General features: G+C 30.7%; 13 protein-coding genes. 6 read left to right on the plus strand and 7 right to left on the minus strand.

The window, feature by feature from the left end; genetic code table 11:
- Positions 1 to 24: 24 nt before the first annotated feature.
- Positions 25 to 657 carry a hypothetical protein gene (locus METIG_RS08775; protein ID WP_013799865.1) on the plus strand — a complete coding sequence of 211 codons (633 nt, stop codon included), beginning with the start codon at positions 25 to 27 and terminating at the stop codon, positions 655 to 657.
- 26 nt (positions 658 to 683) lie between these two features.
- Positions 684 to 2,033, plus strand: coding sequence for a nitrogenase component 1 (locus tag METIG_RS08780; RefSeq protein ID WP_013799866.1), 1,350 nt, complete (start codon positions 684 to 686; stop codon positions 2,031 to 2,033).
- Between the two features lie 532 nt (positions 2,034 to 2,565).
- Here METIG_RS08780 and METIG_RS08785 read toward each other — a convergent pair.
- On the minus strand, positions 2,566 to 3,957 hold the full coding sequence (locus METIG_RS08785) for a protoporphyrinogen/coproporphyrinogen oxidase (protein WP_013799867.1): 1,392 nt from the start codon (positions 3,955 to 3,957) through the stop codon (positions 2,566 to 2,568).
- 320 nt (positions 3,958 to 4,277) lie between these two features.
- Positions 4,278 to 5,315, minus strand: a complete 1,038-nt coding sequence (locus METIG_RS08790) for a TIGR01177 family methyltransferase (RefSeq protein WP_013799868.1) — start codon at positions 5,313 to 5,315, stop codon at positions 4,278 to 4,280.
- An 85-nt stretch (positions 5,316 to 5,400) separates the two neighbouring features.
- Between METIG_RS08790 and METIG_RS08795 the strand changes: the two genes are divergently transcribed.
- Both METIG_RS08795 and METIG_RS08800 read left to right on the plus strand, forming a co-directional pair.
- The gene (locus METIG_RS08795; protein WP_013799869.1) at positions 5,401 to 5,916 is read left to right on the plus strand and encodes a DUF367 family protein; all 516 of its coding nucleotides are present in this window, start codon (positions 5,401 to 5,403) and stop codon (positions 5,914 to 5,916) included.
- Between the two features lie 36 nt (positions 5,917 to 5,952).
- Complete coding sequence (locus METIG_RS08800) at positions 5,953 to 6,096, plus strand: 50S ribosomal protein L40e (protein WP_013799870.1); 144 nt, start codon at positions 5,953 to 5,955, stop codon at positions 6,094 to 6,096.
- A gap of 40 nt (positions 6,097 to 6,136) precedes the next feature.
- Here METIG_RS08800 and mfnD read toward each other — a convergent pair whose 3' ends face one another.
- From mfnD to METIG_RS08825, 5 genes are all read right to left on the minus strand, one after another.
- The gene (gene mfnD, locus METIG_RS08805) at positions 6,137 to 7,036 is read right to left on the minus strand and encodes a tyramine--L-glutamate ligase (RefSeq protein WP_013799871.1); all 900 of its coding nucleotides are present in this window, start codon (positions 7,034 to 7,036) and stop codon (positions 6,137 to 6,139) included.
- A 1-nt stretch (position 7,037) separates the two neighbouring features.
- Positions 7,038 to 7,958, minus strand: coding sequence for a hypothetical protein (locus tag METIG_RS08810; protein ID WP_013799872.1), 921 nt, complete (start codon positions 7,956 to 7,958; stop codon positions 7,038 to 7,040).
- Positions 7,959 to 8,089: 131 nt separating this feature from the next.
- The gene (locus tag METIG_RS08815; protein WP_013799873.1) at positions 8,090 to 8,701 is read right to left on the minus strand and encodes an archaetidylserine decarboxylase; all 612 of its coding nucleotides are present in this window, start codon (positions 8,699 to 8,701) and stop codon (positions 8,090 to 8,092) included.
- Positions 8,702 to 8,951: 250 nt separating this feature from the next.
- Complete coding sequence (locus METIG_RS08820) at positions 8,952 to 10,022, minus strand: ATP-binding protein (RefSeq protein WP_013799874.1); 1,071 nt, start codon at positions 10,020 to 10,022, stop codon at positions 8,952 to 8,954.
- Positions 10,023 to 10,104: 82 nt separating this feature from the next.
- Entirely contained in the window at positions 10,105 to 11,679 is a 1,575-nt protein-coding gene (locus tag METIG_RS08825) for an S-layer protein (protein ID WP_013799875.1), read from the minus strand.
- 317 nt (positions 11,680 to 11,996) lie between these two features.
- Here METIG_RS08825 and METIG_RS08830 point away from each other — a divergent pair, with 317 nt between their 5' ends.
- Positions 11,997 to 12,476: an acylphosphatase gene (locus METIG_RS08830; RefSeq protein WP_013799876.1), complete on the plus strand. Its 480-nt coding sequence runs from the start codon at positions 11,997 to 11,999 to the stop codon at positions 12,474 to 12,476.
- Between the two features lie 11 nt (positions 12,477 to 12,487).
- The gene (locus METIG_RS08835; RefSeq protein WP_013799877.1) at positions 12,488 to 13,105 is read left to right on the plus strand and encodes an acylphosphatase; all 618 of its coding nucleotides are present in this window, start codon (positions 12,488 to 12,490) and stop codon (positions 13,103 to 13,105) included.
- The last annotated feature ends 13 nt before the right edge of the window (positions 13,106 to 13,118 follow it).

A 13,118-nucleotide genomic window follows, 5' to 3' on the forward strand; every position in this document is an offset into this window, starting at 1 on the left:
TAAAACCTACTTTATGGTGAGAAAATGAGGATATTATTTTTAGGCAAAGAATTGGAGGGGATCGATTCTTATAATGTTGAAGATTGCATGTTTCTACCTTTTAATGCCATAGATATTGCAAAGTATGACTTGGCCGTGATTTACTTACCATTGTTCTTTAAAAACTTAACATCCTACTCAGCCAATCAGGCAAGCGTCATTACAATCCTAAAAGATTTGAAGATAAAAGAATGCCTTGAAAATAAAACCAACGTCGTTGTTATTGATCCTTACTTTAAAAATATATCAAAAGGAAGAATAATTGAGCATTATTTAATGAAACATTTAACAAGAGATGAATTCACGGTTAAAGTTGAGGAAGGAAATGAGATTGAAATTAAAGACGAAAAATTCAAACCCTACGTTGATTTGATTGAAGAGTATAGTCACATATACAACATAGTTGATGAAGACGGAAAATTGGGCTTAGTAGATTCATTGAGTTTAATTTCTGATTATGACACATGGAATTACGAGGTTTTATTCTCTACAAAAGATGGAAAACCACTGGGAGTTAGAGTTTACAAGAATGGTTCATTGTATATCCTACATCCGCCAAAAGAAGGTTTCAATGATTTTATGGGGCTGATAGACACAATAAAAGATACCATAAAATAATAAAATAACAAGATTGTGGTGTAATTATGATAAGTGAATCACAAATTGAAAATTTTAAAATAACGCCTTTTAAAATAACTCTAAAAAAAGATGGTTTGCCAAAATGTAGCACCAGAACTACACCTGGAGTAATAACACAAAGAAGTTGTGTATATTATGGAGCAAGATGGGTTTTGGCACCAATAAAAAATACCATCCATGTGGTTCATGGTCCTGTTGGATGTGCTTATTATGGTGCATACGTAAGAAAAAAGAATTATTTGACAGTGTCCTCTGATGCCAGTGAAGTTGATATTATATACGGTGGGGAAAAGAAATTGTTCAACACAATAATAGAAGCTGCAAGGGAACTTAAAGGAGATGCAGTATTTGTGTATGTAACATGCCCAACAGCATTAAATGGAGATGATGTTGAAGGAATATGCAAAAAGGCAGAAGAAATATTAAAGATTCCAGTAATTCCTGTTTATTGCCCAGGATTTTGCGGATATCATCAATCAAAAGGACATGAAATTGGCATGAAAGCATTATTTAGATTGATAGATTTGGACTATGAGAATAATATAGATAATAAAAAAGATGATGATAATAGCAAATTTACAGTAAATATTATTGGAGAATTTGATGTTGCAGATGATTTAAAGGCAATAAAAAACCTATTGAACAAGTTAGGCATAAGGGTTATCTGCACATTTACTGGAGATTGTAATGTTAAAAGTATAATCAACTCAAAAAAGGCAGAATTAAACTTGGTTCATTGCAGAGCTACTGGAAAATACATTGCTGATTATATGGAAGAAAAATATGGCATCCCACAATTGAAGGTTTCGTTCTTTGGTATAACAAACACACAAAAATCCTTATTAGATATTGGAAAGTTTTTTGGTATTGAAGATGAAGTAGTGCGATTGATAAATGAGGAATACAACAAAATAAAGGATGAATTAAACTTTTACTTAGAAAAACTTGAAGGAAAAAGGGTTGGTATATTCATGGGCGGTTCAAAAATAGGAATGCTTTCTGGTGCATTTAGAGATATGGGCATGGAGGTTGTTGTTGTCGGTTCTCAGTTTGGAAGTTTGGAGGATTACTTAGAGGCATACATGAATGTTGATGAGAATACAGTTCTAATTGATGATGCATCAAATATTGACTTACAACTCCTTATGGAAAATAAAAAGCCTGATATATTTGTTGGGGGAACGAAAGAAAAATACTTATCATTAAAGGTAGGAATTCCTTTTGTTTCATTCCCACAGGATGATTATCCATTTACAGGATTCATAGGGTTCTTAAATTTTGCAAGGGAATTGTATAGAAATATGTATCACCCAATTTGGAAAATGATTAAGTTTAATTTCCCTACAATGGATTGATTTTAATGCTGTAATTATTTAAGTTTTATTTTTTTGATAAATCAAAAAATAAACAAAAATTGTGAGGAAGAATTAATAAAAATAATTTTAAAGCCTTAAATAGTCAAAACCCCAATAAATTGATAAATCCAAATTTATAAAACTATCTTAAAACATAAAAGATTTACGACTGGGGTCTGTCCAATGTGAGTATTGGTGAGTAAATACCCATATTGGACTTGGGCGTCATCAGCCACACAAGAGTGTCTCTGCCCCTATCGTGGACATAAAAACCTAACGGTTTTTAAGTTCTCGTCGCTTCGCTCCGAGATGACCCCAAGCTCCACCCATCTATATTCTTATCTTTATAAAGTCCTATATAAATATATCGAAAACTCATAAACATATATATACTCACAAATACTCACAAAAAACTAAACAGTTTTGAACGGCTATTTACTCTTAAAATTAAAAAATAACTCCAAAAAACAAATAAAATTAAAAAATAAAAATTTTTAGTAGGATATGGTGCAAAAAATTTTTCTAAGTGATATCAATTTCTATTTTTAAAAACACATTTAAACTCTGATAACATAACCTCAACAGAATATGCAGCTCTTGTGATCCCCATACTCCTTGGGTCTGCATCAGTTCCAACGACATAGAAATTATCTTTTATTTTTGGATATACGAAGAACTGCCCTATACAACATGATGCCTGCTCAGGAATGGCTTTTTGAACATGTATCATATCCACTTTATCAACATCAATACCTAATTTATTTTCAATTGCAGATAATGCATGTTCCTTTTTCATATTTACAAATGAAAAGCCCATTAAATGTTTTCCCTTTGGAGCAAGGAACTTATCATAATTTGTTACACATGTGGCCCAACAAGGTGGGTTTATCCACACCTCAGAGCCGAGATATGAAAATGGATTCTCATCATGCCCAATCCAAATTGTTAAGGATTTTGTGAATTTTATGTTTCTCAACTTGTCCTTTAATTTTTGAATCTCATCAATCTTTGCAATATCTGGAAGGTATCTTGAGGGGGCAGAATAGATAACGACATCAGCATAGTAGTTATCTTCCTTTGTCCCTACAACATAACCATTTTTTTCTTCTTCAATGCTAATGACTTCTTCATTTTTGATTGTTGTGTTGTTTAATGAGTATAAAATACAATCACATATAGATTGAACACCACCAACAGGGTAACCCTGCGTCCAATATCTGCTCCTATTAACGAATTTGTTTAAGTATTTTTTTGAACTATTCTTTATTGTTGTTAAAAATCCATCAGATAAGATCTTTTTTATTTTTTCTGGGCTAAATTTTCTAACTAATATTGATTTCATTGGATTTATCTTCAAATCATTATAGATAAATGGTAATATATCGTCCTCTGGTATGTAACCAGCCCCAGTAAATAACCTCCACAACGGAGTGTTTTTCATATCCTCCCCACTCAAAAAATAACAAATCGTATCAAAAAACTTTATAGAAACATCACTCAACCCCATTTCACTAACAACATCATAAACAGAAGTATCTTTTGTAAAACCAGTGGTCATTAAATCCATAATTTTTGTTGTGATTAGTATTTTGTCTTTATGTGGAATTAGAGGAGTTGTCATCCACTCCTGCATAGATACTGGGATTTTATATAACTCGTTATTCTCCCTAACGTAGTAATCCCCATATTCTTTGAAATTTGGTATAAACCTCGCGTATTTATTCAAAAGCCTTATTAATGGCCCATTGTTTAGCATTGTAATTGCATGCACTCCAATGTCCATTGTATAGCCATTTATCTTCTCACTCCTACATAACCCCCCAATTTCATCCTTTTCTAAAACAACAACATCATGCCCTTCCTTCTCCAATGCCAAAGCAGACAGAAGCCCCGAAGTCCCTCCACCAACGATAATGATTTTCATGAGTTCCACCATAAAATTTTATGTTAATTTATAGTTGTTTGTGAAATTATAGTCGTTCTACAAATTATGGCACTGTCCATAATCTCAAATTTTAAATTTTAGGTAATTTAACAAAATTTTAATTTAAATTAGAGTTATGTTAACTATCATCTAATTGTAGAACGACTATATTGGAATTTATTAAGTCAATCTAAATTGAATAAAGAATATCTGATTGTTTTCCCATTAGGGAAACAATTATTTTTACCTTATATATTATTTTAATACCTTTTTGTCAGTGTGCGGAATAGTTGAATAATCTGCTAATTTAGTTATTCTATTTATTTTCTATAGACGTGGATGTACCTTGTCAATTGGCTGTGGACATAGACATCATAAATCTCCCTCAAATCCATATCAATGTCTATTTTCCTTGGTGCTGCAAAAACTAAATAACCCCCTTCTTTAAGTATGTCTTTGAATTCCTTTAGGTAATTTTCAACATCCCCCTTTCTTGATGTTGAGATACCATAAGGAGGGTCTGTTATTATCGCATCAACCTCATCTATCCCCAATTTTTCCAAAAACTTTTTTACATCCTTTGCGTCCCATTTTTCCACAGCAATTACTTTATCTGTCAAATTGTAGGATTCAAGATTTATTAGGGTTCCTGAAGCCATTCTCCAATCTATATCACTCCCTATCAACCTACAACCCATCAAACCTGCTTCAATTAAAAATCCACCAGTCCCACAAAATGGATCCAAAACAATATCATTTTCCTTAACTCTCGCCAAATTTACCATTGCCCTTGCTAATTTAGGTAATATACAACCCGGATGGAAGTATTTTCTTAAATGTGGTCTATTTTTTTGGAAGTATTCTCTATCTCTCTGCTCAATTAATATGCCCACAAAGATCTTCCCATCTAAAATAACAACCCTAACGAGCTTATCTGGCTTACTCAAGTTTACCTTTGCGTTAGTTTTGGTTTTTATAATGTGTCCAATTTTCCTCTCTATGTCCATGGAATTTATGGCATCAGTTTTATACAACTTCAAAACCCTCACTGCAAAAGTATCTTTTTCGTCTATTGGTAATTCGTTGTTGTTTGCAAAATTTTCAAATTCCTTTACAAAGTTTTCTATGTTATCTTCATTAAATTCTCCAATATCATACTCAAAAAGGCATAAATGTCCCTCGTTTATGTAACCTCCTCTCTTAACAATTTTTCTTATTAACTCTTCATCTCCATCAGCAACAACATACCTATCGAATCTCTCTACTCTACCCTTACAATTAAAAATTTCAAATAATGCCTTTAATTCACCATAAGGTAGTTCTTTATGCTCCCCACTTAAAACATATCCTGCTTTCATAACCTCACCAACAGTAAATTTTAAATAAATCTTTAATAAAATATCATTCGAGCTACCTATTTAATTTTATTTATAACGTGGTGTTATGGTGAAACTCTACATCTACCATGCAAACCAATGCAACCCCAAAAAATGTACAGCATTAAAAATGGGCAAGTTAGGGAAGGCAATAATACTAAAAAACCCCTACAAAATACCAAAAAACTCTATACTATTAAATCCCTACGCTGAAAAATCTGTTTCTGTGGAAGATAGGCCAATTATTGAAAAATATGGAGTGACTGCATTGGATTGCTCATGGAAAGAAGCAGAAAAAATATTTAAAAAAGTTAGCACAAAAAATCAAAGGTCTTTGCCTTTTTTAATTGCTGCGAACCCAATAAACTATGGAAAACCATGCCAACTTTCAACACTTGAGGCATTCGTTGCCACCTTATACATCGCAAACTATAAAAATGATGCCCTCTCTTTATTAAATGGTTTCAAATGGGCAGAAACATTTATAAAGATTAACGAAGAATTACTTGAAAGATATGCCAATGCTAAAAATTCCAAAGAAATCGTTGACATTCAAAATGAATATTTATCCAAATTTTTATAATAAAAAAATAATTTAAAGCATAATTAAGGTGATTGTATGGCATTCGAAGAAGCAGTAAAAAGAATATTCATGAAAAAAATCTGCATGAGATGTAACGCAAGAAATCCATGGAAAGCAACAAAATGCAGAAAATGCGGTTACAAAGGTTTAAGACCTAAGGCAAAAGAACCAAGAGGATAAATTAGTTGCTTTTTTGTTTTATTTTTCTTTTATTTATTCTTTAGATAAAAGACATCTTTCCATCTTTTTTAATAAATTTTCTTCCCTCTTCTACTTTAAATTTTAATTCTTTTCCAAGAGCATTATCCACCAACAATTTAGCGAGAGATGGGTTTGTTTTTAGTCCATAAATTGATGTTGTTATCCTTGGATTTATTTCGATAATATATATCTCATCCCCAACAATCACATCAACTCCAATATAACCTTTTAGCCCATCAATCTGCTCAACTGCTTTTATGCACTCCCTAAATATCTCCTCTTTTAATGGATGGGATATGTTGATTTCTCCACCACAGTATCCATTGGCGTTTATATATTGTTTATTTAACGAGAGTGGATATATTTCATCCCCAACTATTAAACTGACGGAATAGGGTTCTCCTTCCACAAACTCCTGGACAATGTAATTTTCATCATAGATAAAATGCTCTCCTCCACAACCGTCTATTTTTTTGATAACATACTTTTTCAATGGCATTGTTTTTGGGGTGTTTACAACGTCTTTTATTGATTTGTAAGTTAGATATTTGTCCCCTGCTATTTTTATGGCATCACTTGAAGAACCCAAATTTAAAACTCCACTATCTTCAACAATTTTTGTTAAATTGTATAGTATGCCATCATCCTCTGGAGCAATAATCAAAGCCATGTCTGATAACTTTAAAATATCCTCAATCTTTTCTGTCAAATCATCGCCTTCTTTTATAGTGTTAATGTGAAGATTTCTCTTTTTTTTATAATCTTCATAAAATCTCCCATCGATTAATGTAATTACATCATCAAATTCCAAAAATTGGTTTAGTAAAGTGTCGAACATTGCTTTTCCTTCGCATAGTATGTCCTTTGGTATTCCCTCTATGGCACCTCCTCCAACTGCAAATTCATACAAGAATATCATACTATCCCCTAACAACTTTCAATATCTCCTCTGTAGCTTCTGTGGGCTCTTTTAATCCATTATAAACATCAGATACAATCTCATCAATTATTTTTATTTTGTTAGAATTTTTTGATTTGTAAGATTGTATCAGTAATGGGCAGAAATCAAGATAGTTGTCCTTTTTTAACCTTATTGGGAACATTTTCAAAAAATTGATGAAATAAATGTCGTCTTCTATTTTATAATCTCCGTCAAGGCATGTTAAGAAAACATACTTTATATTACAGAGTTTTGCCTTTTCTTTGATGATATCTTTTATAAATCCACATGGATAGTTGTCTATTAGATTTAGAGTCTTTTCTCTGCTAAGTTTTTCTTTTATGTATTCATGTTTTATATTCTTAGATTTTATGAATTCTTCAATTTTTTGCTTTGTTTTTGGTGGCAATACAACACCACCACCATCATACGTTATGGCATGGACATCATAAACTTTATTTAATATGTCCAAAATAGCCAAATCATGTTTGCACTGAACTAAAACCATCACTTTTTCTTTTTTTAATGGGATTTCATTTTTTATTAAATAATGTACAACATCCTTTAAAAATTCCAAGTTGTTGTTTTCAAAAAATCTTAACCTTTCCTCTAATCTCTTTTTATAAACAAGAACATCTGTATAATCCTCAACCGTTATGCTGTCAAATCTATCTTTTAACTCCTCTCTTAACTTACCAACCACCCACCCACCTGGGCCTATGATTGTTGACTTATCAGAACGGGTTAGTGTGTAAATAATGAGGGATGTTTTACCATTTTCTTTTTTAACTTCAACATCAACGATTTCAAGAGGCACATCCTCTAAATTTAGATCTCTCCTTATTTCTTTTATTTTTTTGTGTAACTCGTTGATTATCTCTTTTTTGTTCTGATGATTCATACTTATCCCTAAAAATTTTGTTGATTTGAAAAGAAAAAATAAAATTAGGATAACAATGAATTAAGAAATTAAAAAGGTAAAAATAGATTTATGAAAATTACACGTAATTTTTTGTTTTTATAAATTTATTTTTAGTTTTGTCTTGCTATTATACTCTCTCCTGCATAGACCTTATCTCCTTTTTTAACCGTTATGTTGTAGGTTTTTGGGATTATCACTGCTGTTTGTGAACCAAGTTTTATCATTCCTATTCTCTCCCCTATTTGCACATAATCCCCTTCTTTAACATTGCAGACAGTTCTCCTTGCCATCGTTCCCGCAATTTGGACAACACCGATGTATGTATTATTGTTTTTTATTATTATGATGTTCCTTTCATTTTTGGTTATAACTCCTTCGCCAAATGCGGGGTATAACGCTCCATCAAAGTGCTTAACATAAACAACCTTTCCACTTATTGGTGCTCTGTTCACATGCACGTCAAAAGGCGACATGAAAATTCCAATTACATAAGAGCCGTTTGGATAGTATTTTTGAATATCCTTTAAAATGTATGAGTTCCCATCCTTATAAACCTCTGGAACGCCGTTGTATGATTTTATATACAATACAGTGCCATCTGCTGGAGAGACGATGATGCCTTTTTCATTTGGGATTGTTCTTTCAGGGTCTCTGTAGAAATAAACAGTAAACAACAATAACGAACAAACACCAACAGCAATAAATTTATGATATCGCTTCATTTTTATCCCACCAAATTAACTAAATGTTTATAATGCTTTTGCACTAAAATTTATTGCATTTCAAACTAATATGATTTTTGGTTTAAATCTTTTATAGTCGTCTGCGGAATTCTCTGCATTCAACCACAATAAAAAGGATTTTTGGCAAACTTTCAGTTTTGCCAAATTAATTTTTAAATAAGCACAATACCTTAAATTTTATTAGGTTTTTAACAATTTTATAACGCAAACAACTATAATTTCATTAATTTCATTCAATTACTTTTTTAATAGCATTCCATGTTAAAAATGATTGGGGTTTTATAGTTCTATTTGTTGGATTTAAAAATAAAATGTTCTTTGTAATCAATAACTCTCTAACATTTTTCTTTATCTTTCTGTCGTCTATTATGTAGTTATCTTTAAATAATTTTAGAGCATTTATTAAAAAATTATGAACTTCCTTGTCATTTTCTTCTATTTCTTCTAAAAAGTAGGATAATTTAGATATTTCACCATTTAACATTTCATTTAATATATTGTTTAGGGTTTTATGTTTTAAATTTTCGATGACATAGATTATATCAACTGGTTTTCCCCCAACATAAGAATAGATTAGTTCTTTTTCTTCTTTTGTTAATTTTCTTTTTAAAATATCTTCTGACAAAAAATCCATAAATTTTAAGGCGGTTTCTTTATCAAAATCATCCACTAATAAATATTTTGCTCTCCCTCCCAATTCTCCAGTATTATAAACATATTCAGCAAATAAAGAATCAGAAGTTAAACAAAATACATGGCATAGATGTTGTTCTTTTGTTAAGGAAACTAAAAACTGAAACAAACTTTTTAACAAAGGTCTCTTTCCATTTAAGGTTAATTCCTTAATCATTTGGAGTTCATCAAAAATTAAGATTGGTATTTTTCCTTTTTTATTTAGCTCTGCAAATAAATATTCAATATATTGGTAAATGTCCCCCGATTTTTCTTTCTTCTCAAAAAAATTTTTCGGCATTCCTAAATAGTAATTTGTGACTGTCTCTGAACTCTTTGATAATAAATCAGACAAAGATTTAGCATATTCCCTAAAATCTTCTATTTTTGATTTTTCATCAACTTCAAAAAGACACTCAATAAAATTATCAACATTAATAATAGCTCTCCTCCTAAAATTTATATAAAATGGAATATATCTTTTATCTAATTTTTTTGTTATAATGTGGTTTATTAATGTAGTTTTTCCAGAATTTATTGGGCCAAAAATAAAATAGATGAAATTTGGTTCACTTTCTAAAATGTTTAAAATTTCTTTTATTTTTTTCTCTCTGTTAAAAAATTCCACTTAAAACCACCTTTTTAAATTTTTATATATAAATTTATGGATTAAGATTTCTAAATAAAAAAAAGAAAAAATGTTTAGGGAATTAGAATTCTTTGATTAACTCTAAAGCAGCTTCTCTTGTCTTGTTTCTGTCTCCACCTGCTACAACTAAAACATCGTGTCCGTTTGCAACGCCTTCAACAACTTGCAATGTTGCTGGACTGTCATTGGTAATGTTTACTTTACCCATATCTACTAACTCTTTTGTTAATTTGTTTGCAACTGGACCTCCAACTAAGATTAAGTTTTTCTCTGCTGTGTCTAATGATACTTCTGTATCTAATTTTGCGATTGGTGCTGTTACTGGAACTGCTTGCTGTGCATCTGCTTTTATGTCTTTTAATTTAATATCTGCATTGAATATTGATACACTTTGTCCAACAGATAACTCTTCTTCTTTTGAGAGTTCTGCGCCTATTCTAAGTTCTGGGTTTTCCTCTTTTGCTGTTGTTCTTTTCAAGTATAATCCTGGGTATGGTTTAATGTCAAATGTATCATCTTTATCTTCCAATACATCGGATTTTACACCGTCATCGTTTGTATATACTAATGCAATACCTGCAACTGTATCATCTACATCTCCTTTTTGGAATGTACTATCATTTTTAACCCATCTAATTTCCCACTTGTCCATATACTCTTCTCCAGCTTCCAATTCCATTAAATCTTTCACAACAATAACTTCTGCATATCCTTTTGTTTCACCAATATTCTTTAAACCTTTGAATCCTAAAACTGCAACTTTATTGTCGTCGGTTATTAAATCATCAGGGTTTGATTCGTTTAACTTTAACCTATCTTCTTTAATTACCTTACCATCTTTTAATATTTGTATCTCTGCTTCAAGTGGGGTTGAACTATACATTGCTGCAACTTTTACTTCGTAACCGTCACCAATAGCAACAGATTCTCCTTCGGAAATAATTCCTGAATATGCAAGATCTCCTAATATTATTTTTTTGTCATCATATTTTACATATACTTTTTCTGAACCTAAGAATGGCAACCTAACTCCTGGTTTTAATACTTTTAAACTATTACCATTATCGTCAGTTAATACAGATAAGTATGCGAGTTTTCCTTTTGGTATACTGGTTTCATTTGTTGTTAAGTTTGCAGTTACATTGGCATATATTTCTTCTACAGCATCATAATCTTTGTATCCATAGTATTCTTCTGGCATTGCATTTTTAATTTTCATCAATACATTTAATTCTTTTTTAAAATTAGGATTTACGGTTTCTCCATCCACTTTACTTAATGCATTATCTTTGTCAGGTGTTGCCAATATTACATTAGATCCATTAACTAAATCGTATGTTTCAGTTTCTTGTGAAACTTTTGCATTTATTACAGCTTTTCCATCTTCAACAGCTCCTGTTTTGTAGCACATTGAACCTATTTTTGCTGCAATGTCTGCTGCTGAGACAACGTCCATTGTTGCAGCTCCTGAACCAACTACAATTTCTACGTTTGGTTGTCCGTCTTTAACAGCATTTTTCATAAATCCTGCAACATCTCCTATTGTGGTTGCTGCCATTACACCGCTTGCTAATGCTGATGCAACCATTGCCCCTCCAACTGCAATAGCACCAATTTTCTTTAATGACATAGCCATACTTTATCACCTATTGGTTTTTGTTTTTAGGTTTTAGGTATTGACGATAATACATACTACACTAGTGGTATATAAATCTTACCATCTGAAACAGTTGTAACAATAGTTTCACACAATGAAAATATTTATTTCAGATTATTTTTTTGATTTGTTGGATTTAAATTGGTCAAATTTAAAATAAAAAGGTTGCAAAAATTTGCAACTTTTTTAGAGGATGAAAAAGTTATTTTGATAAATTTGAATATTTGAAAATAATATTAAAAAATTATAAAAACAATTTGGTATAAATTTAAATACAAAAATGGTATGGTGGAATGATGACATCCACATACGAATTAATCATTTATGGTAAAGTTCAACACGTGGGTTTTAGGGATAGGATTGAGAATTTAGGGCATGCATTGGGAATCGATGGGGTTATCTACAACCACAAAGATGGAACAGTAAGAATTTTAGTAAATTTTGATGATGAGGAAATTAAGGAAATGTTTAAAAAGAATATAAAACTGTTAGAAAAAAAGGATAAACTTATAACTATTGAAAAAATTGAAGAGAGAGAGCTAAAAACATACATTGAATTCCCAGAGGGCATTAATAGAATCTCTGCTGATGATTTAACTGAGTTAAATAAAAAGTTAGATGAAGGGGTTAGATATATCAAATTAATTTTTGGAGAGTTAAAGAACATCAACAAAAAACTTGATGTTTTATTTGAGATAAAAAATACGCAATTAGAAATGGTAGAAATGTTAAAACAAATAAACAATACATTAGAAAAAATTGAGAAAAAACTTTAATTGGGAACATTATGTCAACCACTTATGAATTAATTATTTATGGTAAAGTTCAACACGTGGGTTTTAGGGATAAAATCGAAAATATAGGGAAAATTTTAGGGATTGACGGAATTATCTATAATTACAAAGATGGGACTGTAAGGATTTTGGTCAATTTTGATTCGGAAAGAAAAAAGAAACTTTTTAAAGAGTTGATAAAAGAACTTGAGGAAGTTGATAACTTAATAAAAATTGAAAAGATTGAAGAAAAAGAATTAAACACCTTTATCGAATTCCCAGAAGAGATTAATAGGATTTCAGCAGATGATTTGTTGGAGTTAAATAAAAAGTTAGATGAAGGTGTCAAATACATTAAATTAATCTTTGGTTCTTTAGAAAAATTAAATGTTAAAATTGACAAACAAACCGAAATTTTAGAAAAACTAAATACCAAAGTGGATAGACAGACAGAGATATTGGAAAAACTAAATGTCAAAATGGATAAGCAAACAGAAATTTTAAACAATCAAACAAAGATATTAGAAAATCTAACTGAAAAAATAGACAAACAAACTGAACTGCTCACAGAATCTTTAAATAGATTAAAAGAAGAAATGAAAGAGATTAAAGAAATACTTAAACAAAACTAATTATTTAAAAGTT

Source organism: Methanotorris igneus Kol 5 (assembly GCF_000214415.1).
GTDB lineage: Archaea > AGJL01 > Methanococci > Methanococcales > Methanococcaceae > Methanotorris > Methanotorris igneus.